This is a genomic window from Corynebacterium sp. HMSC036E10 (assembly GCF_001836265.1).
Taxonomy (GTDB): domain Bacteria; phylum Actinomycetota; class Actinomycetes; order Mycobacteriales; family Mycobacteriaceae; genus Corynebacterium; species Corynebacterium coyleae.
On sequence record NZ_KV827977.1, the window covers coordinates 548,875 to 572,847 of the forward strand.

Below are 23,973 nucleotides of genomic sequence, written 5' to 3' on the forward strand. Positions count from 1 at the left end.
CCTCCGGCTCCGCCCAGTGGGCACTGATGGCGCCGGTGGTCGTACCAATGATGATGTACGTCAACGTCTCCCCCGAAGTCACCCAGATGCTGTTCCGTATCGGTGACTCCCCATCGAACATCATCACCCCAATGTCGCCCTACTTCGCACTCGCCCTGACGTTCCTGCAGAAGTACTACAAGAAGGCCGGCGTGGGTACCCTCATGTCGCTCGCACTGCCGTACTCGCTGTGCATGCTGGCGGGCTGGTTCATCTTCTTCATGATCTGGTACTTCGCCGGCATCCCGCTCGGCCCTGGCTCCCCAATGGGCTACGAGGTATAGCGGTTCCGCCAAGGATCGAGGTCTGGTTAAGGCTCTGTAACCAGACCTCAAGTATTTTTCTGACCTCACCCCGTGCCGCGATCTGAGGTTTTTGCAGCGACAACTTCTCCGAGGTCTAGTTTCACAGAGACATCTGGTTGTCGACGAGCCTCCGGCCAGCCCCGTCACCTTCTATAAAGAGACGTGATGATGCGTTCTGCAAGCAAGTGCACCATGGTCGAGGCAGTGTGCCGTCCGATGTGCTTGTCAAAATCCTCCAATGTATCTGGCTGCTCGCACACCTTCCTCCGGGCGCGGGAAATGGCCCGACGGACCTCCTCCACGGTGAAATTTGGCTGGGCAGTTTTTGTGTACGCCGGCCAATGTTGCATCAAGCTGTCGAGGACATCCTTCTGCGAACTTGTGCCCTTAGCATCGACGAAGTGGAGCAATAACCAGTACTCAAACTGCGGAACGCTAAAACCTACTCCGCGGTCTTTGCGTTCTGCGGCCCACTCAAAAACAGCCTGAAGTTGCTGGTCCGTAGCATCGTCTTCGTCGAGGATCACCCAAGCCTGATCGCCGGGGCGCAGGTCGCCGTCACGTTTAAGCTTGGTCAGCCAATCGTCTGCGGTCTTCAGCAATGCCGGCGGGTGGGGGTGTACACCTCTACGCGCTTCCACTTTCACAGACTTGTCCCGAAAACACCCCATTTCGAAGTAGTTTTTCTCAGTGGTGCCCTCGGTAACGATGAGGAACACATCTTTCACCGGGCGGGTCTTGGCCCTTTTGTTCTTACCCCCGAACTTCTTCTCACGAGAAGACCGCACCTGCTTATTCGACATTGCTGAACTCCAGCGGCTCAATCGAGGGCACGCCGCCGAACCGGCCACGGAGGTAGCTCTTTCGAAGATCCGTCGTCTTCCGCGGTCCCTCGAAATCCGATAGGGCGCTCGTTTGGGTTTGTCCCGATCGGTCTTTCTCTACTACCCAGATCTCATCCCTCCGCAGTGTTTCAGGGTCCATGAGCAAAAGATCGTGCGTGGTGAAGATCAGTTGCGCCCGCGATTCTGGAGAGGAATCCTCCAAGAACCCTCCGATCAGTGCGCGAGAGAGTTCTGTATGGAAGCTGCGGTCGAACTCGTCGACAACTAAAACCGCTTCGAAGCCCGGGGTTGTCAGCTGAGAGAACAGACCGAGAAGCCTTGTAGCGGAACGCGTCCCGTCTGACTCATCCCACCAGCGCAGGCCATAGCTCTCACCTCCATCAGCGGAGTGAAGGAGGGTGATTCGTTCCGCTTGAATCTCATCGTCTTCGATCCGAAGCGTGAAGCGCCCAGATGGCAATTCCACGTCTCTTGGAATATTAGGGTTGCTTCGCAGCTTTTGTTCTATCTCAAGCGCCTTGGCGGCACTTAGCCCCAGTGCAGAAAGTTCCACGTGTTCGGTTGCAATACCGGTGATTCCAGCGTCGATCTGGGAGATCAAGTTCTCCCACACGTCGGGCTGAGACTGCAATTGGCCACGGTCCAGAAATCCTGCCGGGACCACAAGAACAGTTTCGATGAAAGACCGGACGACTCCGAACGTCTCCAGCTTGAGCGAACCTGGGAACCGGGAAAGGTTCGTCTCGCTAGCAAAGGAAGCAAGAGGAACCTTGGGCGGAACTGATTCGAGCAGAACCCGCGCTTGCGCAACTTCGGTAGGGAAACGCTCCGCCTTCTCATCCAACAGCGGAAAACTAAACGAATCACCTACGCGCTCAAACACGTCAATTTCATCTTTGGACAGGTACTTCGTCAGCCGCTCTTCCACCACGCGCTTCGCGTCGAAGGCCAGCACGTACTCGTAAACGATGTCGTCGACGGAGAACAGCACTTCAAAGTTCGTCGGTTCAGAAGATGCCTCTGGACAGAGAGCAAACGGATCAAAAGGCATAGGATCTGTTGGGCGAGGTGGGTCTATCAGCAATCGCTGCAGTGCAGTCAGCGCCTTGACGAACGTGGACTTACCCGCCGCGTTCGCACCAAACAGCGCAGCTATGGGGTTAACCCGCTTTTTGTAACGCCGCGAAAGCTCGGGGCACCGCTCACGATGCACCTGTTCCCTTGTCGCGACCATGTTTATCGATGCGGACTCATACACCGAGCGATAGTTCGCAATCGTGAGGTCCAGCAGCATAAGCGCCCCTTTCAAAAACTTCGCCTATGACTCAAGCTTCTAGCATCATAAGTGAAATTTCGAACTATTGCGGATCACGACCCCCCTTGCCGTGCCCAGTCCTTTTCGGGACCGAGGACGATGGCAACGACTTCGCCATTTCACGGGGAGCGGAAACTAACCCTGCGTGCATCTCACCGTTCCGCTCCGCTTCGTGCTGAGGACTGGGATGATTCGACCTAAACACGGGACTTGACCCGATTCTGCCCTTATCCCATTTCGGTGGACGGTAGGGCAGCTTGTGGCGCATAGGCAGTCAAAAGAGTCAGATTATCCACCAGCGAAATAAGAGTAAGGTTCAGTAGAATCTCGAAAGTTAGCTTGAGGTGAGAGTAGTGGCAGCTTCCCGTTCCCCCGCGCGAAAATCATCCTTCGAACCCGTTTATCTTGGCCCATCGTTCGCCCAGGACCGGCACCAACTTTATGTAGAACAGTTAAGTTCGTTATTGTCTGACCCGAAGGTACGGAATATTGCGCTAACCGGCGCTTACGGAACTGGCAAGAGCAGCGTAATTAGAGGGCTCGTAGAGAACCGCGCTGTTCAGAAGGCTCACCGGCCTGTAATAATCAGCCTCGCATCCTTCAGTAACGCGAGTAGTTCTGGGGGTTCAAATGAAGCCGACTCTTTGAACGACCTACAGAGAGAAATTTTAAAGCAACTTCTGTATTTCGAGAATCCAGCTAAACTTAAGAGATCCCGCTTCCGCGGGATCATTGTTCTTCCCGCTTGGCGCCGGTGGGTAAATGCAACTTTCTTCGCAGTTTCCGTATCCTTACTCATCCTTATCGTAAGCAATCCCAGCGCACTCAGCACTTGGATTGCGAATGGAAGCCCTTCATTCGATTGGGCTGCATCGGGCCGCTTAGCGGCCCTAATCGCTGCATTGACTTTGGCCGCCCGTCTCGCCGATTGGGCACTGATCGAAAAACCTCGAGTGAAGGGATTCGCCCTGGGCCCTGGCCGTTTGGAGCTCGGTAGCGGCGAAGAAAGTTACTTCGACAAATATCTGGCTGAAATAATCTACCTTTTTAGGGTCTCCAAAATTAACCTGGTGATCTTCGAAGACCTTGACCGATTCAATCACGCCGAGATCTTTGATTCCTTGCGAGAAGTCAACTTGCAAGTCAACAGCGCACTCCAAAACCAGCAGGGGTCGATGTTTCCTTACAAGAAGTCCACTCAGCCAGTCAGGTTCCTTTACGCAATTCGGGACTCGATCTTCGATGAGAATGCTTCGGATTCTTGCTTTCCAGCAGCTTGTAATTCAAAGAAGCCCAACGCGATTGAAACTGACACGACCCAGCAAAGTCCCGCGATGATTGGTGGACTGGCGGGCTTCATGAACTCAGAGTCAGATCGAGTCCTCCCAGCGGAGAACCGAGTTAAGTTTTTCGATGCGATCATCCCGATTGTCCCCTTTTCCACACACCAGAACGCCTATGAATTCCTCTACAAGGCCCTGCGGTCAAACGGAATCGACCACGACTTCAATCGCACACTCTTATCAATAATTGGTCGGAGTATTGTCGATCATAGGCTTTTGCAGCAAATCGTCTACGAGTTCAAGATTTTCGCCAAATCGATACTTCCAGGAACTTCGAATGACAAGTTACTAGCGCTTCTTGCTTATAAGAACGTTCACTTGACCGACTTCGAGTTAATAGCAAGGGGAGAGAGCCAATTAGACAAGCTTGCCGAGAGTTTTCACCGCCACACCGCGGAAGTACAGGTCGCTATATCCGAGAAGGTGAGCAACCTAGAGCGGAATTCAGTCGAAAATCATCCAGTGGACGCCTCTCTAAATTCGCTCAGACAAGCTCTGCTGGATTATATCCAACAGGAAAATCAATCGATCAACTCAACGAACTTTGATAAAGGACAACTTTCTCTGGGGAACGAGGTCTATAGCCTTAATCCGGAAGAACATCGAACGTTTTGGCTCAGATTGCTAACCAGTTCCCACGAGGGGTGGCCACGAGATATTGCTTATAAGCCTCCATTCTCTATCCACGCCATCTCAATTAACTCTGTGTTCCTTAAAACGCTGCTAGAACAAAACTCCCTTTCTCAAGCGGCAATCGAGAAACTAAACAACTCAGTGGCCGAAGAAGCAACAGCCCTACGGAAGTTTGCCAATGAATCGAGACGCGGAAGCATAGCCGATCTGCTCACTGCTGCTGAGGCAGCTGGCAACTGGCCGGATATCCGAATCGCCAGCGATTTATCCAAAAAACTTATCGAACAGTTTGCACCCAGTGAAATGGGCAAGTCGCTGATCGAGGCTGGCTTCATTGACACAGACTTCTACCTATACTCTGCAGCATTCGAACGCGGATTAAACACGCCCGATGCTCAGCTTTTCTTAGTCAATCAGATCGAACGCATTTCCCCGAATGTCTATCTGCGACTTGACGCCGACAGTTCTAAGGAGCTGGTCGGACGCTTGCGCGAACCGCGATTTGCGAGTTTAGCCGGTGCATTCAACGGAGATCTTCTCCTAGCGGTGGCGGAAGCTGAGATGGACAGCTCCGCCACACCCCTCCTAGACAGGATCATGCGCAATGCTGCGGCCGAGGGCTTTAGTAACCAAATAGTCGCTCAACTTTCACACGCAGTTTGTCTATCAGCGACTGACGGCAGAAACGGATCCAGTGCCTACCCGGAGCGGTCAACTGCAGACCTGGTGTTAAGGAAGGTAGGACAATTTTTCCCCGATGCGCTGAACGATGACCTCTACAGTCTCTGCGACCCACAGCTTCTGGAGTACGCCGTAGATATGATAATTAGAGGTATCGACGACGAGCACCCAGTGTTCGGTGAAGCAATGACTGATTACCTCCGGCGAATCATTGCTCGCTTCCCGTATTGTGTGCTGCCGTTCACGATGCGTCCGATGTTGAACAAGCGGTACGCAATCTGAAGGCGGTCGGAGACATATACAGCAATCTCGACGGACTAACTCCACCTGCACAACGAGAGCTTTCCCAGTACGGGATGATCGAAGTGTCATCCAGCAATTTGCGAATTGCTTCTCGCATACTCGATATCGGTACATCGCTTTCTGAGCTAGCAAATTGCCCGCCGCTATTACTCCATGTAGTTCGAAACCCGCTCGGTTATGTTGAGGCCTTAGATGACCTCAACCACTATTCAGTCCATCAAGATGACAATTTTTTCGAAAACATTTTGACTACTGTTTGCGATCAGATCGGAATCGACGATGATCCAACGAATGAACAAACGGAGAGCCTTGCGTCCCTGTTGTGCAAGGCAGAACCCGGAATCCGGTTGGAAGATATCCGAACACTTGACGCACGGAGTCATCTTGCTCTTCTTAAGGCCGGCCTAGTTGATCCGACGGTGCCCAATCTCCTCGTTTATTTCGAATCGCCGGGTGAGGTACCTCAGGAATTGGTCACTCTGCTGAGCCACGAAGGCCTCAAGAAGGGCCACGACAGCAACTCGGAGTCTGATTCGAGTGAGGAAAATAGGAGACTCCTGCTTCGGCTAATAAACCTTTCCAACTGGGAAGGCACGGAGCAAGCGAAGTTTGAAACAGTTTCGGTGCTTTCTCAGAATGTGGAGCCCTTGGCTTGGGATGAGATCTCCGACTTAACCGCTGAGAGGGTTAGCTTGTCTTTGTCGGAGGGGCTTGTACCAGATTCCTCCGATTCTTTGGAAGCGCTCAATGCATTTAACGATGTGAATCTGACAATCGCTTTTCTGAAAGAAAGTCAGTTGGATCCCGATCTCCTCCCTGTCGCATCTTTTGCGGAACTCCCAGTAGATGCCTTGCTATCAGCAGACGAGATTGCTCCAGAAATACGAGCCGAGATAGTTTCCTGGGTTGAAAATGGGCTCTTTGACGAAGGACTGAAGGCGAGCGACATGTTTCAGGTACTAACCTTTACAGACGCCGAAGGTATCCCTCTTGATGCGCAGTTCCTTCTCCGCATCGCTCAATTCCCCCTAGAAGGATTAGATCGCAAGGAAGTTGAGCGTCACTTGGTCAGGGCAGTAATGCGTCTTTCAAATGAACAACGTGACGGCGAATACTTGAGCAGTTTTTTGCAGGCATTGGGCGGGGATTTCGGTGCCCTCCTCGAACCGACTGGTAGCTGGCGCGACTTTGAGGATTTCGACAATCTAAAGCAGTTCCTCTTGGAAGTGCGAAACCATATACCTTCCGTTAACAGGGTCATTGATCGGGGCGAAGGCACTATCCGAGTTACTAGGCGAAAGCTATGAGCCGGGGTTTGGGCCAGACTCATAAACTCGGTACTGCAACTCTCGCCCGTCTGGCGAGGTACTTCTAGGCCAGTACGCCACAAATAGAGCAGCGGGTGCCAAGAATCAACTGCGGATCTGCGCCTCCCCAGGGCGGATGCTTTACTCCGCCCCACGCGCTCCGTGAAACCGCATCTGCATTAAGCCGGATAGCCGCTCTCCAACCCGCTGGCCAACGACCGTCTCTTCACCGTCCCTCCGCCGTGGTCGTTCTAGACGGTTCCGGCTCTCCTGTTTTCATCGCCTGCAAGTTCACCGGTTTTTACATGGCGCCCGACAAACATTCTCCTGCAACCTCGAAACAGTGATCGTCCGCCTATCAGCATTCGAGCGATACACGCGCCACTACACTTTCCTCGATCTCCCCGCCTGTCGAAGATTCCCCAACCAACGCTCCGATCTGCCACCGAGTGGTGAAACCACCCATGTAGATTCCGACTAGGTAAACGATGTCCCCGAGGCAAAGCGCATCGCACACAGCGGTAGGTATTCATCACCTCCGGCTCCGCCCAGTGGGCACTGATGGCGCCAGTGGTCGTACCGATGATGATGTACGTCAACGTCTCCCCCGAGGTCACCCAGATGCTGTTCCGTATCGGTGATTCCCCGTCGAACATCATCACCCCAATGTCGCCCTACTTCGCACTCGCCCTGACGTTCCTGCAGAAGTACTACAAGAAGGCCGGCGTGGGTACCCTCATGTCGCTCGCACTGCCGTACTCGCTGTGCATGCTGGCGGGCTGGTTCATCTTCTTCATGATCTGGTACTTCGCCGGCATCCCGCTCGGCCCTGGCTCCCCGATGGGCTACGAGGTATAGTCAGTACCGCGCGACATCAAGCGCTGGGTGTTATTCCCAGCGCTTTTGCTTTGTGACGAGCACCTACCGGTAGTACAGAGTTCAAGCCGATTCATCCGGATTTCGCTATGACACAGCCAGATCTTTTCGGGACCGAGGACGATGACATTGATTTCACAATCTCGCGAGCGAGCGGAAACTAACTCCGCCCGCATCTCGCCGTCCCGAATTACGGTCGCGCGGCTGCGCCGAGGCCTCACAAAAGCGGAGCTGGCTGCAGATCTCGACGTTGCCCCAGCAACTCTTTCTCGCTGGGAGAACGAAGGGCCACCACCTTCCCGCACAGAACCGCTCCTCAAGCGCCTTGAATCAGCACTCGGCTTTACCGACGGCTACTTCCTCTCCGAGGAACTCGAGGTCCCATCGATGGACGCCACACTCTTTCGAGCCGGCAGCCGCGCAACGCAGCGGCAGAAAAGCGTTGCAATCGCATCCGGGGCAAACGCCGGCACGCTCTTGGCGTGGCTTCGCAGCAACTTCAACTTCCCAGAACCCAACCTCCCGGATCTGACCGGATTTACGCCTGCGGAGGCAGCCTGCCACGCGCGTACGATCTGGCAGCTCGGCGATAGACCAGTTCCAAATTCGGTTCAGCTCGCCGAGTCGTTCGGCATCGCCGTCATGGGCCTTCCACAGGCTGCCTCTGCGGTGGATGCATTTTCCATGTGGAACGGAGAGCAGCCGTTTATCTTCCTCGCCCGGCGCCACACGCCCGAAGGCGCCCGCTTCGATCTCGCACACGAGTTGGGTCACCTGCTCCTCCACAGCAGTGACGAGCCACGTAGCGGAGCACGCGAAGAGGATGAGGCCAACCAGTTCGCTGCCGACTTCCTCATCCCGCCCGGCATAGTTCACGCACACCTCCGGCTGCACCCGAGCCTCGATGACATCCTTCGCCTCAAAACCGCGTTGAAAGTGTCAGCCATGTCCATGCTTCGCACCGCGTACCACCACGGCAAGCTCAGCGAGCGGGAATATCACTTCCACCTGACCACCCTCTCCGCGCGCGGTTTCCGCACCAACGAGCCCGGCAGCACACTGCAATACGAACGCTCCCGCGTCTTCGACTACGTGCTTTCCCCCGAAGGTGGCGCCAGCATCGCGAGCATCGCCGGCGAAACACAGCTCCCGCCACAGGACCTGCACGCCCTCATGCTCAGCGCCCACCCACACACGGTTTCGAGCGCTGCCTCGGCAACCAGCGCCCCGGCCCGCCCGACACTTCGCGTGGTGCGATGAACTGCACAACGAACCATGCACCCGCTACCGTTTCCTTTAAGCCCATGAGTAAGAGGGGATACGCAGTGGCATATAGAAGCTGGGATGCTCGTAACAACCACAAACGCGCACCTCACCCGGTGCAAAATGAACCCGCCCACGAGCGAACCACCGACCCCCGCCAAGCGGTGCGCGACGCCCTCGACGAGGAGATGCGGTCCCGCCCAACGACGATGTGGCAAGCGTTTTGGGACGGCTTCAAACGGGCTTAGCTAGGGCTCAGACGCAAAAGCTGCCTATCGACGACCATCCGGCCGGCACCCGTCATCCCCCCGACCACCGCGGCCGGTGCAGCTCTCTCTTCACTTATGCCCACCATCGGTTCAACGGTTGTTTCGACAGCACAGAATTGGCGATGAGCCCCGATAGCGACGCAACTCCCTATAAAACCTGACATCCACATGAAACCGATTGCACAGGTGATCCAAAGAGGTTTAAATGGCAATGTCCAGTTTCCCGCCTCGAAGGATTTCCATGTACGACTTCAGAGACATCAACAAGCTTCTCAACAACATTGAGAATCTCATCCCCCAAATCGTTGCCGCGATCGTCGCGCTGACCGCGCTGGTCGGCACCGTCGCCGGCCTGGCCCAGAACGGCAGCAGCATCAACCCCGGCAACGGTGGCAACTCCGTTGTTGGCAATGCACCGTCGAACAATACGGGCTCGAACCTGAATCCGACTCCGAAGCTTGCCCAGGAAAAGCTTCTGATTCCGGACGGCCGCGAGGGCGTTTCTTACAGGCGTTTCGACCAGGGTGTCGAGGTCAGGGTCGGCGACAAGGTATTCACGGACTCTGCTCGAGCGAACGGGTTCGATCGCCCTTACGTCTGGCGCAACCTCAACAAGGAGTTCCGCCGTGCGACTTTCACCGCGGTGTGGGATGAGAACATCATTAACAACAAGAAGGAAGCGGTTGTCGACGTTTACGTGAACGACAATGTCTCACAGTCGAAGATCGTCCAGAAGGGTTCCACCGTTGATTTCAATGTTCCCGTCGCAAATGTGAGAACTCTGCAGATCCAGGTCCGTGGCGAAGACAATGACGGCCTCTCCATCGTGAACGGCGTGCTCTACCGCTAAGCCACACCCCACCAAACCCGAGTGCCCCACCTCAACCGAGGTGGGGCACTTTCGCGCCTACGGAAGTCCTACTTAACCCTAGTTTTCATCCGGATCGACGTATACAGGGTTAACGTTCCGTAAAGGCTGCTCAATCTCAAGCGGCACGGCGAGGGCACTAACGTCCAATTCCCTGGCAAGACGATCCAGCTCCGCGAGACAAACGTGAATTGTGCGGACAAGCGCCGTAGATTTCACGAACTCTTTCGCCTCATCGACAGAGCTGAACGGTTTAGAAAACTCAAATACGCCTTTTACGCGAACGGCAATATTGGAATCCCACACGTCGCGCTCGACCGTGATATCTGCTTCTGCAGACTCCAGGTTAAAGAAAGCCTTAACATCAAAATCGAGATCCACGTTAACGTGGTCAGGTTGATCAACATGCGTGACATCAAGGTCTTTTCGCTCGGCATGCAGCATGCCAAACCTGTACCTCACGAAAACGGACTCATCAGAAGGCTGCTGTGCACTCACGGAATATCCCTTCTAATGCGCACTATTTACACTGTATGTAAAGGTTTTTTTAATGGACGACCGAGCCCCCGAATGCGACCACCCTTGGACATTCGGGTTGTCGTTTCGAGCACTCGAAGCTTGACTGACAAAGCGGCTTCCTGGGCGTTTTGCGTCAAGCCTAAGTTCTGCACCGAGAACCCGAGCGATGGTCCGAAGAGTGGAGGCCGAGAAGTTCATCCCACCTCTTTCGAACTTGGCTACGAAGGATGGCGCCAGGTTCGCCTCTCGCGCAACGTCCTCAACGGTCAGCCCAGATGCTTGGCGGATCTCTTTGAGCTGACGGACAAGCTTCGTCTGCTGGCGAGCGTTTGATAGCCCAAGAGCTACGTGTGCATCCATCGCTTCCTCCCTTTTCTTCCCTGCAACAGTTTAGGCCGTTCTGCTTCTGAGCTGGTAGCTTCGCTGCTGTCGTTCCCATCGGCGTGCCGAGTCAATGGCATCAAGCACGTCCCTGTCCTGTTGGTTCATCATAAATCGACCAACAGCGGCGGATCGTCTATCACGTCGCTTGAGACGAACTGCACTTAGCAGCACCTCGTCCGCAAGAATCTCACCGCGCAGAAGGTCGTGAAAGTAGATGCGCCACCAGCCTCCACAGTCGTCTCCTGCCCCTGACTCCTCCACTCGGAGTTCCCCGGTCCAGGGCACCGGGTTTCCACGGCCCGCCTTCCGGAAAGCACGTTTACCCATCGGCGCCCTGTAGGAGCATTCTGGGCATGAGTCGTAGAGTTCGGCGTTGTCTTCCTCGTCCAGCCCGTAGTCATGAGCGTCTTGGATCAGTGCATGCGTGAGTTCCCATGCCGCAGGATCGTGCTCATATAGCTTTTCGTCCTCCGCCTTATGCAATGGCGTCTGCAGCGTGGTGCATCCGGGAAGGTTGAACCGGCACGCTCGCTCGTTGTCGAGAACCAAATTGCTCTGAGAGTCGCTCACGCAAACTCACTCTACAGACGCCACCGACATGACCCGATCATGTTTTCGAAAACGAACCCCTAGCGCCCAATCTCCGCCGGCGTACACACCGGCACCTCGCGCATGAACGCCTCCGGCGCACCCTGCTGACGCAGTTTGATGCCGTTGTAGCACGCTTGCGTCATACCCGTCCGCTTCGTGCCATCCGCCGGAATCTTGGCCCACTTGCCGTCCGTGTTCTTGAAGAACAGGATCCAGTCCGTCCCCTTCGCACCCGCAACGGCCCACTTGCCGTCGCAGAAGTTCACGGTCGTACCAAACCCTGCCGGCCACTCCGGCACAACCGCGTCAAACGCGCTTGGCGAGCACGAGTTCCCCGCCGGTTTCGCCTTCTGCTTCGGCGCAAGCGCAGGCACCGACAGTGCCGACGCGATTGCCGCTAGCCCACCAAGCACCTGAGCATTCAGCGGCTCCGGCAGTTCCAGCCACCCCTGCTGCACCGCAACTGTCCCACCAATACCGACGGCCGCCAGGACCCCCAGCGAGATGCCCACAATGGCGCCATTGCTTAACGACGACCCTTCAGCCCCCGCCGTACCTTCCTCCCGAGTAACAGCGCTATCGCCTTGCGAGGCGCTACTTTCCGCTAACGCATACGGAGCAACAACAGCAGAGGTGGATACGGCGGCAGCGACGCCGAGAGCAAGCATCGGTTTCTTCATGTCGCCCACCCTACTCACCATCACCGTCTATGTCGCGGGAAATAGCGCAATTCCCCACACCCCAAGCGCAACCGACGCAGCGATGAGCAACCACCACACCACCCCACGAGGCCGGTGAAACCACTTGTCCGCCACAAGCCACACCACCGACGGGACAATCAGTGCCAGGCCCAAAAACGTCAGCGCACGCCAATCCTCAAAGCGTGGCGCTGTGAGCATGAACACCACACCCAACCCAATAAGGCCGCCAGCAAGCGCGTGTGGACGAACCCCACCAACAGGAATAATCATAACCGTCACATTAACGTACAAATACCCATATTTACCAGGCGATTTTGCACCTACAACAATCCACGCTATTGTTATCTCTCGTTGCACAGCAATGAGCAACACAACAAAATATTCCTCCATAGCTCAGTTGGCAGAGCATTCGACTGTTAATCGAAGGGTCACTGGTTCGAGCCCAGTTGGAGGAGCCAAAACGCCCCGAACTCCAGCAGCAGGATCGGGGCTTTTCACATTCCTAATTAGACCCAACTCCGTTAAATACAACCAACACCTTATGGTCTCGAAACTATTTGCAGAAGAACAAAGGCACACTCACCAACCGTCTTTTCACTGCAAATCCCCAACTAATTGGGCAAATATTGTAAGCCGATTCTCGCTCGCTGAAGTTAAAATAGCCTTCGATAGCCGAAAGAAAATAGCCAAACACGAGAGGGGCACTCAATTGCAAGCGAGGTTTATCGATCGACGTGGTTTCGCCGAAAACACGCAGCCTGAAGTCAGCGTCATCATGCCCATTTACAATGCGATGCCTTATCTCAAGGACGCAGTCGAAAGTGTACTTCGTCAAAATGAAGTCAGAGTCGAATTAATCTGTATTGATGATGGCTCGACTGATGGGAGTGTCGAGTTCCTGCTCAGCCACCTGGAACACCCCAGCCTTAATGTAATTCTGCAAGACAATTCCGGCTCTCCCAGTAGCCCACGAAACCGTGGTTTAGATCTTGCCAACGGCGAGTTCGTTTATTTCCTCGATTCTGATGATCTGTTATATGAGGGCGCATTATCCAATATGGTTGCCGCGGCCCGCAAAACTGGAAATGATCATGTGCTAGGCAAGATTAAAGGAATCGGTGGGCGAAATGCGATGCCACAGATTTTCCGCAAAACAGTATTAAACGCCGGATTGCTGTCGAATTATGCTTGGCACAACCTGTCCCCTACAGGAAAATTGGTGCGCAAGGACTTGATCGATCGCCTATCCTTACGATTCCCAGAAGACCAATGGATTGGTGAAGATCAAGTTTTTTTTAGCGAGCTTTACTTAAGTGGGTCGGGTATATCTATTTTGTCTGACCAAGATTATGTCGGAATTCGCTATAAGGCCGAAGGAACCAACATAACCTCGCGCCAACAAAAACTGGCAGACAAACAAAAAACCCTTTGCCGCGTCGCTGCAGTGATCACCAAGCATTGTGCTGACGGGTACGTTCGTGACAAGCTTGCTCAACGGCTTTTCACTTCGACGATGCTTGGAGTATTTGACGGCGTATATCAAGTGGCAGACCCAGTCGACCAAGCGCTTTTCCTCAAAGCCCTTCACGATCAGGTTACTCCGCTCTATGGGGGGGCTATTGAACACCACGTCGTCAAGAAAATCGCAGTTCTTTTGTCCCTGATCAAACAAGGGAAGTTCCGCGAAGTAGACGATATTATTGCCTGGTTCGACGACAGGGGTGTGCAATACGTAATGCGTGAAAACCGCCTCATCGTCGAATTGCCTGACTTAAAGAATTTTGACTCGAGCACAGTCAACCTTGAGGTTCCACGAGCTGGAATACTAAGGCCAGAACTAACCAGTATTGACAAAATTCAAGGAAATCTTTACATGACCGAAACGGTCAGCGTAGCTCAAGTTACTACTAATCCTTGTAGCGTCGATTTGGTTCTTAGGGAACGAAGAACCGGTGACGAAGTTATCCTTCCGGCACACACCTTCTCGGGAACAACTGACGGAAATGCTCTAAAAATCGAAGTTACGTTCGAAGTGCCTTCCACCTTAGAAATACCCCGAGGCGCATGGGGAACTTTCATCCGCTGCACTTGGGGCCTCACACAGACCGAGACACGATGTGGACATCGAACCGCTGGGATTCCAAATGAAAAGCACTATTTTGAAATAGCGAATTCAACTCCCGCCATCGCCTATTTCAATTCAGGTTATGAAAACTTGACTATTGACGTTGATCACGCGGTTCATGATCCAGCGGAGATCTAACTTTCAAGCGTTCAATGTAGTTCTTTCCCCCTCAGATTCACCGATTCGTGCGTTTTTAAAATGTTCCTTGATTTCGATTATCAAAATGGCTCTATACTCCCGCGCCTGGAGCAATGTCTGAATCATTAGCACTGCTGTGAAAACTTTGTAAGTTCGGGGAGTTCTGCTTCGTATTCGGCGATGATGTTCTCCAACACCGGATGCAGCGCAGGCAAATGTTTCTCTGAACTGTCCCAGGTTTTGTTCCGTTTGAGTAGATGGGAAAATCTGGGACAGTTCAAATAGGCACCGCCCAGCGCCTACCGGGCGGCCCCCTTCATCGAATGATTCCGTCGCTGGATTCAAGCTGCAAAATGTTATTCCGTCAAGAAAACATTCTTAAATTGCTGTACAGCCCTATTTTCGTAGGCATGATAATCGAAGCGCCGACGCTGATGACTGACCGGATTCAACAACGCTTCAACCCACGCACCCTTATCGAAGGGTAGCACATTCATATCTACCAAATGTCGCATTCCGATCACTGCATCAATTTCTGAAGCAAAAACCGGGATGCCTAGCGAACTTGCTTCAAGAATCACCATAGGCTGGCCTTCATGGCGCGATGGCAGAAGCAGACCACGTGAGTTTGCGATGTAAGGGTATGGGTTTTCAACCAACCCAACAAAGAAGACACTCGACGATAGTCCAAGTTCTGACACTCGATGCTCAATGCGATAGCGCTCGGGCCCGTCCCCGACAAGCAGAAGCTTGGCGGTGGGATCCTCCTGGAGCAGCTCACTAAATAGCTCGAGAAGGAAATCGTGATTCTTTTCTGGCGAAAACCTACCAACGTGGACATAGTACCTGCCGGAAAACTCTGTTGGCAGCTCGACTTCCATTTCTTCAAGCGACTTCTTTACAATTTCGTCGCCTACGATTGAGTTTTCAACGTATGCGGGGCTTTCTATGTGCACACCACATTCACTCAAAAATTCGTCACTATTTAGCTGCATAAGACGCTCAGATACAGATACAACCCTGTCGAACTCATTTACGCTTTCAATCACGCGATATAGCTCCGGCATGCGGGTTTTTGCTTCAGCAACGATGTCGTTATGCAGGTAAATACCCGTGCGAGCGCGCTCATTAGCTAGCCCCAGCATCACGTTCGCCATAAACTCCGAGTAGCCATCAAATTCGATATAGCAATCGAACGAAGCATCCGGCATCAAACGTCTTTGTTCACGCCTAAACAACTTACGGTGGGTAGTTATGGCCAGGGCTGTACGCGGTTTCGTCCTATTCTTCTCAACGATCGAGTAATGGTATTCGACCGCATCTTTGATGATTGGACCTACGCGACCAATTACTTTAACTTCTGGTGGCAATGCGCGCAGTGTTTGTTGGCGGTTCTCGTCTGAGCGCAGAGCATCGCCCGGAGTTAAAACCGAAACTCCGATGCCCTCCGCTACAAGCTGCTTCGAAAGGTTTACAAAGCTTGACGCCATTCCATTTGGTATGAAGCTTTGCCGAAACAATACTGTAGGAGACTGCGTTCGGGCGCCGCCATCGGGTAGCTCCTCCCCTTGCGCGAACAGCAAGTCAATTGCGCGTTGTGTCGCATCACCGTCTTCCTTTGGGCTGAATTCTTGAAGAAATTCCTCGTTGGCGAGGGGCAACTCTGGATAGCGCGCCAGTGCCTTTACAAGTTCATCATAATTCTCGCAAACTATGCCTGGCAGGTGACTTTTTTCAAAGTAGACGCCACGCTCATCGACGTATTCCTCCCAGTCAGGGACAAAGAAAACGATCGGCCTTTTTGTCACAGCAAAGTCGAAATAGATGGAAGAAAAATCAGTCACCAGCAGATCGACTTCCGGAAGCAAGTCGTATGTGGAAACCGAGCGGTCTACAAACTCCAATTGACTGTCGAGCTCTCGCGCGATTTTCTCTACGTAGTGGTGTGCACGTAGCAATGTCTGAAATCCCGCAGCCCGGAGCCGCTCTCCCACGCGAACTAGATGCTCGGCCTGTGCTTCCATGGAGTCTGTTACTCTCCAAGTTGGAGCAAACAACGCGACCGGTTTTGTGTTTCCAGTCGGCCCGGCAGACCTCACGAGGCCATCGTTCCTCGGGTATCCGGTGATTTTGATGTTTGCACCGACTATTTCGCCGATATCGGCCTGCTCAATCATCACTCGACGGGTATGTTCGTTTGGGAAAATCGCGTGGCTGGCTTGAAGATAATTTCGCGCCATGTTGCCATGCGTCATCGCTTCGCGCTGATCCTTACAGAGCGTCTTAAGCGGCGTTCCATGCCACGTCATCAGGTACTTTTGACCTTCCCGGCGAATAAAATAGGTCGGGAATGTCGAATTGTTCACGATGTACTTCGCCGTCGCCAGAAGCTTGGTGTAGACCAATGATGACTTTTCAATTACTACCGTATTAGGGTCCTCTTGGACGTCTAACGGAATACTAACGTCTCCATCGACAGCCCATACATGGAACAACGTCCGGTCTTTGCTTTCTCGCAGGCCACGATAGATTGCATAAGGATTGCAATCAATCGAAAGCCCAAGGTTTGACTCATAAAACACCACGTTTTCACGGAGCGGCAGCTCACACCACTCAGCGTACTTCATCAATCTTTCCGAATGTGAGCCTGCTGGTGGAAGTTTTTGACGGTGCAACCGTGGCGGATGATTCTCCTTCGTCTGCAAAGCTAATGCACAGATCTCATCGAATCGGCCTTCGTCGAGCAGATTTTTAGCGAGCCGTTGAAGAACCCCAATTTCAACAAACTCACTCTTCAAATTTAGAAGATTCAGTATACGCTCGCCAGCTTCATACGCTCCGGCCTCATCTGCAAAGTCAAAAGCCCCTAGAGCTTGGTTAACAGTTGTTGGTTCATACGACTCAACCGCATTCTGGATATAGTTCTTGGCCCCACAAGTGAGTTCAGGTTTGCTATCTGATTCATGTGATCGGGCCTGATCCCCGTCATCTGGTTCTGGAGAGATGATTTGCATATAAAGGCGAGCGGCTTTTTCAGTCTTGCCCTGCTTCGCAAAAAGTCGTGCCAATACCCAGGTAGCTCGATCATGAGCATTTCCAGATTTACTTAACGTACGACCAATTTCAGCCAAATTGCTCGCCTCTTCAAATTTGCCTGCAATTTCCAGCAAGTTGCAGTACTCGCGCAGGACAGCAGACTCAAAAGGCTGGAGATTGAGGGCATGTTGATAAAACTTTGCAGCATTTTCAACATCGAGCATCTGCGCGTAACTACGAGCCGCACGTAACGCTAATTCATATCGCAGACTTCCATTTCGCGAATCCTCAAATTCTTTCGCATATGCTTCAGCAGCTAGGTCCCAAAAATTTTTCTCAACATGAAATGGGCCGATTCCGTAATCTTCAGCACGGAATTTCTTGTCATACTGAATGGCTAATGCATAATATACCTCTGCCGCTTTTTTGTCACCACTGAGTTCGTAAGCCAGCCCGGCACGATATGCATACCAAGAACTTTCGCCCGACCCTTTGAAAGCAATCGCAAACTGCTCCGCGGCTTCATCAAGTCGCCCAATATTTTGCAGGGCGTTCGCAAATTTATAAACCCACGAGCTTTTCGAAGACTTGTCAGCATATTCCCTCTGCATAGCTTCAACGTTTTGCCAGGGTTTAAGGGGAGCACCCTGTCGTTTTTTAAGGTCGCCCTTAGGCACGGGGCCAGTCGCGTTCAAGGTAGATGTTTGAACCTTTTCGAGCATCGAACGCAGCAAATTTCGGTCGGATTCAGAATAACGGGAATCCCCCATTGCCGTGTTAAGTGTCCTCTGCGCCAAGTCAAGTTCTTCTGTTTCAACATAGGAGATAGCAAGTCTTCTTGGAGCCTCAACATCCGAGCTGCCGGCAGCTACGGCGGCGCTCAAAAACGGGACGGCTGCCTCGTACTCCCCCAGTTTATAAAGTCTATTTCCTTCCCGGAACTTGCCCAATGCCGGGTCAAAGTATTCAGTAACGGAGTACATGCTTCGAGCCAAATATCCACTTGTAGGAATACTAACCTTTTCGAAAACTCCGCCAGCTTTTGCAAAAAAATTAGGTAAGTTTCGCATGATCACAGGCTACTAGATACTGAACTGGGTTGCGTCGCTTAGTGTGGTGTAATGCTTGCTGATGGTGGGCCCCGGAAAAGTTGGACGGCCACCGTCGGAAACCTTTCAACTCAACTACCATATCTCGCCGAAAGGCATATGCCGATGACCTCTGCACCAAATTCTATCGGCCTGCTCGCTCAAGCCTCTCCCAATTTTGATTCCGCAAATTCTACAAAGGGTTATCAACCAGATGCTCTCCAATCAGGCTGACACCGTCTGCGGTGCCGATCGGGTCCTATCGACTGTGATTGCGACTGCTACCTCAAAGGAGTTTCCACCCGCAGAATGAATGATCTGGAGGCAACACTAGGCATTGCCGATATGACAAAACTCCAAATGCCACGTATGACAGAAGAACTCGACGAGATAGTCGCCGATTTCAAACACCGACCACTCGATCCCCGGCAGCTCCCTACGCCTGTCATGCGACGCGCCCTCGATCAAAGTGCGCGAAGCAGGTCGCGTGGTCAAATTCTCGGTCCTACTTGCCGCTAGGGTCAATGCCGACGGGTATCGCGAGATACCTGGCATGCACGCGTCGCCACCGCAGAATCCAACGCGTCACGGAAAGACTTCTTCCAGGACCTGAAACCCCATGGGCTTCGCGATGCCTACTTAGTCACCAGTGATGACCCCGAGGCATCCAACGCGCCATTTCCGAAGTGCTGCCCAATGCGTCGTAGCAGCGGTGCCGCACCCATTTTGCGAAAACCTCTACGACAAGGCCCCCAAAGACACAACGGCCGACGGTCTCTGCGATGTTCCAGACAATCTCTCAACGACCAGATACTGCATCCACCTCGCCCCATGACCGTGAGTTAGTCGATCTACTAGAGTCGAAGTTCTCGCAGGTTGCGATCTAATTGGGGGAATCACTCGATGAAATATTAGAGTTTGCCATAGCGCCGAAACTAGTGTGGTCGAAGATCTTGCCAAACAATCCCACTGAACGGTTGAACCTGGAAATCCGCCGGCGCACCGAAGCGGTGGGCATCTTCCCAAACCGCGAAACCATCATCCGGCTTATGGGTGTGGCCCTTGCTGAATAACACAACGATTGGATCCAGCAAGAACGCTATGAGCCACTTTCAGTATTCGTGCAAACTAAACAACTCAAGCGTCATCTTGACCAAACTGGATTTGACCACAGCGAGCAGAACCAGCTGACCGCCTGACCTCAAACACAGAACTGAATACCGAGCCAAAAGCTAGACGGCTACACCACTCCACGGGACTTGATGCCGATTACGCGGGCAAGTAGACGTGGACAAGCGCAGCTCCTAGCACAAATGGAAAGCCATCACACCCCTCAAAAAATGCACCGCCGGTTCATCGACGCTACCACTCTAGGAGCGAAGGTCAATACATTCTACAATAATAACAAGTTCTACGGTGCAAAACGCATCACGGCTGCGCCCATTCGTAACGACGCATACAACGACAACGGCCTGGTTATCCCTAATCGAATCGCCCTGATCACAAAATGGCCTCGACTGCGTTGCTACGCCAAAAACGCCGCGGCGCCACCAAGCGTGGGGCAAATCCCCTGGAGTTTTCCGACCTGATTAAGCGAGAATTCACAACCCCATTCGCAAATGGGGCCTTAGTCGACGATATCACCTATCCGCCGGCCGCCGCCGAGCTGCGCACCAAACCCTGCAATGATCTCGCCAGGACAGCCGTTCGTTCGGATCACGGAATGAGCCTGTAGCGACTTAGTTTCAGGCGACTTGCCGCAAGCACAGCAACTTCGGGTCATCAACATCCGTCGCCCTATATAGCCCCTTGGCTATCCAACTATAATTCCAAAAATTACTTTCCAAGCTGATCCATCCAGCACCGAATGGAAAATTAGTGCTCTATGGAGTTCAATTTGTGGGGCCAGCGGGGCTCGAACCCGCGACCAGCGGATTATGAGTCCGCGGCTCTAACCGACTGAGCTATAGCCCCTCGGGCGAAAATACCGTTTTGGACTATACCCGTTTGTCTCAACTCGTTTACTTTTAGGGCAGCCCACTTTGTTTACCGGCAATATTCTCAGACAACCAGCAAGATTGCTAATATATCGTTATTTGAAGCCAGCATAAGCATTATCGGTCTTGAGTTTAAAAGGAAACCCCTTGGGCGCCACCAAAAAGATCATGGTCACTTACGGCACGAGGCCGGAAGCCATCAAGCTCGCTCCCGTCATCCAGCGGCTGCAAGCCGACCCACGCTTTGAAACTCTGATCGTTTCGACTGGGCAGCATCGGGAGATGGTCAACCAAGTTACAGATATTTTCGGTTTTAAGCCCGATATTGATTTGGCGCTGATGCACAAACGACAGCCTCTCAACCGAATTCTATCGCGCTCCCTTAAAGGACTGGATGGCGTCTTTAAGGTAAACAGACCAGATGCCGTTCTTGTCCAAGGTGATACGTCCACTGCTGCGTCAGCAGCGCTTGCTGGGTTCAATCGGAGAGCAAAGGTTGTCCATCTCGAGGCTGGTCTTCGCTCATACGATCTCAGCTCACCTTTTCCGGAGGAGGCAAATCGCAAAATTATCTCAGCGATAGCAACGTGCCACCTCGCCCCGACGCATCAGGCAAAAGGGAATCTTCTCAAAGAAGGGATTCAAGAAAGCGCCGTAACGGTGACCGGTAACACTGTTATCGACGCGCTTCAGACGACCGCGAATCGGGAAACTGCTTTTTCCAACCCAGAGATTTCGAAAGCTCTTAACACATACGCCCGCCACATCATCTTTACGTCCCACCGACGCGAGAACCTCAATACACTCGCCGATATCGGCCTAGCGCTGGCTTCCTTGGCGAAAAGATACAGCAATGTCGCTTTTTATGTGCCGATGCATATGAACCCAAAAATTAAAAAGAAACTACTACCGGAAATTTCCTCACTTCCAAATGTAATCGTAAGCGGCCCTCTCCCCTACGATCAGTTCATTCATTTAATGAAGCACTCCGACCTAATAATCACCGATTCAGGAGGGATTCAGGAGGAGGCACCGTCCCTCGGCATTCCTGCTTTACTAATCAGAGAGACAACCGAGCGTCCAGAGGCAATTGCTTCCGGTGCTGTCCGACTAATTGGTCCACACCCAGAGGCAATCACGAGTACAACTGCAGAGCTGTTGGAAGATACCGCCATCTACACAGCTATGAAGAAAGCAATTAATCCATACGGCGATGGGCAAGCCTCCGAGCGCACTGTGCAAGTACTTGCCAAACTTTTTGGTCTCCCGATCGAGACTCCGATCCCAGAATTCAATCCTTCCTTATAGGTGCCCAACGCATGTTCCTCACATAGCGATAAACTACGGGTCGCTTATCTGAACGCTAACCAATAAAGGATTCCCATGACGCTCAACCCCAGTCAGCCATACGATGTCACCGTAATTGGACTCGGCTACATCGGCTTGCCGACTGCGGCGTTTTTCGCCGCGTCTGGGCTGAAGGTCTACGGATATGACATCAATCCGTCACTGGTCAATTCGGTGCAACAAGGGAAAGCGCCCTTCGCCGAACCCGGTTTTGAGTCATTTTTATCTTCAACGGTCGAAAGCGGCAATTTGAAGGCCGGAACCAACATACAGCCCGCAAAGGCCTATATCCTTGCTGTCCCAACGCCACTGCAGCCAGACAGGAAGGCAGATGTCTCGTTCGTTTTTGATGCAGCAACCTCGTTAGCACCGCGTCTCTGCGGCGGTGACCTCGTCATTGTGGAGTCTACTTGTCCGCCAGGACTCACCGAAGACATCACTAACCACATTCTCCAAAGCCGCCCTGACCTTACTCTCACGCCAAAGAAGCCAAATAGCCTGTATGTTGCTCACGCTCCGGAAAGAGTACTACCCGGCAAGATCATGTCTGAGATGAAAACGAACGACCGGATTGTGGGAGGCGTAACGCCCGAGTCTGCCAAGCAGGCTAGACAACTTTACGAGAGTTTTTGTGCCGGAGAGGTTCTAGTCACAGACTCTCGTACTGCCGAGATGACAAAACTTGCAGAGAATTCTTTCCGCGATGTGAACATCGCCTTTGCAAATGAGCTGTCGCTCATTTGCGATGATCTCGGCATCGACGTTTGGGAGCTGATCTCCCTTGCGAACCGCCATCCCCGGGTTAACATACTTCAGCCGGGACCAGGAGTCGGTGGTCACTGCATCGCAGTCGATCCTTGGTTCATAGTCGAGGCCGCTGCAGATTCTGCAAGACTGATAAAGACTAGTCGCGAAGTAAATGGTTCGAAGCCTCAACGTGTCATCGACAAAGTCTCTGAAAAAGTCAATGCGGTTGAATCTGCTTCAGGAAAACTAAACATCTGCATCCTCGGGATAACCTTCAAACCCGATATCGATGACATCCGGGAGTCTCCCGCTTTACAAATCGCAGAGACTATAGCGCGCACTTACACCAACGCCAGCATTTCCATTGTGGAGCCAAACCTCGACAAACTTCCCAAGCCCTTGACTGATTTCCCTAATGTGACACAAGTAGCTCTTGAAGATGGGATTGCCAATGCAGACGTCGCGGTAGTCTTGGTAGACCACACGCTGTTTAAGGAGAAGATTCAAGTCATTGCTCAGCACCAGTGCCTCATTGATACTCGCGGTATCTTGAACGGTCGATAGTTAAACCTTGACGGCCCGAGCACCCACTGAATATCACTCAGTTCGACCGCCTCTGAATGATTGGGCCAGGGAGCGGAACCGAGTGTTTAATCGCGTTTGTTCAATTCGTTTTTGATCTGAGTCGTGGAGATGTCCGGCGTTCGAGGCAGGTAAATAACTTCACATTTACCCTCCAGTTCGTCGTCGAACTTCCCTTTCCAATCGTCACCCATGACGAAGACATCAATCTTCAAATTGTCGACATCGTGCACCTTTTGTTCCCAATGATCTTCCGGAACCACTAGGTCCACGTAGCGTACAGCTTCGAGCATCCTACGACGACGATCGTATGAGAAGTAGGACTTCTTTCCCTTGATCGCGTTAAACTCATCTGTAGAAAGCGCTACAACCAAATAATCTCCGAGCGCCTTTGCACGCTGGAGCAACTCAATGTGCCCGTAGTGAAGCAAGTCGAATGTTCCATAAGTAATTACGCGGCGCATTTTATCCTCAGATTCCCTTTTGCGATCTTTCCATGAATGATTCTACCTATATAAATAGGTGTACCAGCGGAGTTATTTATATTACCATGAAGTGCCCCGGGTTTTGTTCCTAGGCATTTGCCTTGATTTCTATTATTTCCTGTGGTGGGTTCTGCTTCCAAAATTCGGTTTCGACCTCGACCGGGGTTCGGTATCCCAAGCTTTGGT

At 52.6% G+C, this 23,973-nt stretch carries 18 protein-coding genes, 2 tRNA genes and 2 pseudogenes; 12 read left to right on the forward strand and 10 right to left on the reverse strand.

What is annotated here, in order from left to right; genetic code table 11:
* Positions 1-323 (forward strand): AbgT family transporter (locus tag HMPREF2736_RS06515; RefSeq protein WP_210399445.1); only part of this gene is annotated, 323 nt, incomplete at its 5' end.
* 164 nt (positions 324-487) lie between these two features.
* On the opposite strand, the gene HMPREF2736_RS06520 is transcribed toward HMPREF2736_RS06515, so the two are convergent.
* Positions 488-1,147, reverse strand: a complete 660-nt coding sequence (locus tag HMPREF2736_RS06520; protein WP_083322997.1) for an RloB family protein — start codon at positions 1,145-1,147, stop codon at positions 488-490.
* On the reverse strand, positions 1,137-2,483 hold the full coding sequence (locus HMPREF2736_RS06525; protein ID WP_070829157.1) for an AAA family ATPase: 1,347 nt from the start codon (positions 2,481-2,483) through the stop codon (positions 1,137-1,139). Before HMPREF2736_RS06525 ends, HMPREF2736_RS06520 begins: the two co-directional genes overlap by 11 nt.
* A 374-nt stretch (positions 2,484-2,857) precedes the next feature.
* On the opposite strand from HMPREF2736_RS06525, the gene HMPREF2736_RS06530 reads away from it, so the two are divergent.
* The 6 genes and pseudogenes from HMPREF2736_RS06530 to HMPREF2736_RS06550 all read left to right on the forward strand — a co-directional run bounded on the left by HMPREF2736_RS06530 (position 2,858) and on the right by HMPREF2736_RS06550 (position 10,029).
* On the forward strand, positions 2,858-5,443 hold the full coding sequence (locus HMPREF2736_RS06530; protein WP_141761598.1) for a YobI family P-loop NTPase: 2,586 nt from the start codon (positions 2,858-2,860) through the stop codon (positions 5,441-5,443).
* Positions 5,444-5,517: 74 nt separating this feature from the next.
* A complete protein-coding gene (locus tag HMPREF2736_RS06535) occupies positions 5,518-6,771 on the forward strand; it encodes a hypothetical protein (RefSeq protein ID WP_070829159.1) in 1,254 nt (417 codons plus the stop codon).
* A gap of 525 nt (positions 6,772-7,296) precedes the next feature.
* Positions 7,297-7,629 (forward strand): annotated as a pseudogene (locus tag HMPREF2736_RS06540) (AbgT family transporter); the annotation flags it as partial.
* A gap of 147 nt (positions 7,630-7,776) precedes the next feature.
* Positions 7,777-8,907 carry a helix-turn-helix domain-containing protein gene (locus HMPREF2736_RS06545; protein WP_168167625.1) on the forward strand — a complete coding sequence of 377 codons (1,131 nt, stop codon included), beginning with the start codon at positions 7,777-7,779 and terminating at the stop codon, positions 8,905-8,907.
* Between the two features lie 44 nt (positions 8,908-8,951).
* Positions 8,952-9,158, forward strand: a complete 207-nt coding sequence (locus HMPREF2736_RS12205) for a hypothetical protein (RefSeq protein WP_141761599.1) — start codon at positions 8,952-8,954, stop codon at positions 9,156-9,158.
* Positions 9,159-9,420: 262 nt separating this feature from the next.
* Positions 9,421-10,029 carry a hypothetical protein gene (locus tag HMPREF2736_RS06550; RefSeq protein WP_070829162.1) on the forward strand — a complete coding sequence of 203 codons (609 nt, stop codon included), beginning with the start codon at positions 9,421-9,423 and terminating at the stop codon, positions 10,027-10,029.
* A 78-nt stretch (positions 10,030-10,107) separates the two neighbouring features.
* Here the strand turns inward: HMPREF2736_RS06550 and HMPREF2736_RS06555 are convergent, their stop codons facing one another.
* Genes HMPREF2736_RS06555 through HMPREF2736_RS06570 form a run of 5 tightly spaced genes read right to left on the reverse strand, consistent with a single transcriptional unit; the run spans position 10,108 to position 12,512 of the window.
* A complete protein-coding gene (locus HMPREF2736_RS06555; RefSeq protein WP_070829163.1) occupies positions 10,108-10,545 on the reverse strand; it encodes a hypothetical protein in 438 nt (145 codons plus the stop codon).
* A gap of 12 nt (positions 10,546-10,557) precedes the next feature.
* Positions 10,558-10,926, reverse strand: a complete 369-nt coding sequence (locus HMPREF2736_RS12860; RefSeq protein ID WP_083322998.1) for a helix-turn-helix domain-containing protein — start codon at positions 10,924-10,926, stop codon at positions 10,558-10,560.
* 30 nt (positions 10,927-10,956) lie between these two features.
* Positions 10,957-11,520, reverse strand: a complete 564-nt coding sequence (locus tag HMPREF2736_RS06560; protein WP_070829164.1) for a hypothetical protein — start codon at positions 11,518-11,520, stop codon at positions 10,957-10,959.
* A gap of 59 nt (positions 11,521-11,579) precedes the next feature.
* Positions 11,580-12,221, reverse strand: a complete 642-nt coding sequence (locus HMPREF2736_RS06565) for a hypothetical protein (RefSeq protein ID WP_141761600.1) — start codon at positions 12,219-12,221, stop codon at positions 11,580-11,582.
* 27 nt (positions 12,222-12,248) lie between these two features.
* Positions 12,249-12,512 carry a hypothetical protein gene (locus HMPREF2736_RS06570; RefSeq protein ID WP_070568569.1) on the reverse strand — a complete coding sequence of 88 codons (264 nt, stop codon included), beginning with the start codon at positions 12,510-12,512 and terminating at the stop codon, positions 12,249-12,251.
* A 112-nt stretch (positions 12,513-12,624) separates the two neighbouring features.
* Between HMPREF2736_RS06570 and HMPREF2736_RS06575 the strand changes: the two genes are divergently transcribed.
* Positions 12,625-12,700, forward strand: a tRNA-Asn gene (locus HMPREF2736_RS06575).
* A gap of 83 nt (positions 12,701-12,783) precedes the next feature.
* Positions 12,784-14,505 carry a glycosyltransferase family 2 protein gene (locus tag HMPREF2736_RS06580; protein WP_083322999.1) on the forward strand — a complete coding sequence of 574 codons (1,722 nt, stop codon included), beginning with the start codon at positions 12,784-12,786 and terminating at the stop codon, positions 14,503-14,505.
* A 356-nt stretch (positions 14,506-14,861) separates the two neighbouring features.
* Here HMPREF2736_RS06580 and HMPREF2736_RS06585 read toward each other — a convergent pair whose 3' ends face one another.
* Complete coding sequence (locus HMPREF2736_RS06585) at positions 14,862-18,611, reverse strand: glycosyltransferase (protein ID WP_083323000.1); 3,750 nt, start codon at positions 18,609-18,611, stop codon at positions 14,862-14,864.
* A gap of 144 nt (positions 18,612-18,755) precedes the next feature.
* Here HMPREF2736_RS06585 and HMPREF2736_RS12210 point away from each other — a divergent pair.
* Positions 18,756-19,828 (forward strand): annotated as a pseudogene (locus tag HMPREF2736_RS12210) (IS256 family transposase).
* 701 nt (positions 19,829-20,529) lie between these two features.
* Here the strand turns inward: HMPREF2736_RS12210 and HMPREF2736_RS06590 are convergent.
* Positions 20,530-20,603: transfer RNA gene (locus tag HMPREF2736_RS06590), tRNA-Ile, on the reverse strand.
* Positions 20,604-20,773: 170 nt separating this feature from the next.
* On the opposite strand from HMPREF2736_RS06590, the gene wecB reads away from it, so the two are divergent.
* Positions 20,774-21,934, forward strand: coding sequence for a non-hydrolyzing UDP-N-acetylglucosamine 2-epimerase (wecB, locus tag HMPREF2736_RS06595; protein ID WP_246822082.1), 1,161 nt, complete (start codon positions 20,774-20,776; stop codon positions 21,932-21,934).
* Between the two features lie 75 nt (positions 21,935-22,009).
* Entirely contained in the window at positions 22,010-23,284 is a 1,275-nt protein-coding gene (gene wecC / locus HMPREF2736_RS06600) for a UDP-N-acetyl-D-mannosamine dehydrogenase (protein WP_070829168.1), read from the forward strand.
* Positions 23,285-23,370: 86 nt separating this feature from the next.
* Here the strand turns inward: wecC and tagD are convergent, their stop codons facing one another.
* Positions 23,371-23,766: a glycerol-3-phosphate cytidylyltransferase gene (gene tagD / locus HMPREF2736_RS06605; protein WP_070829169.1), complete on the reverse strand. Its 396-nt coding sequence runs from the start codon at positions 23,764-23,766 to the stop codon at positions 23,371-23,373.
* Positions 23,767-23,973 lie beyond the last annotated feature (207 nt).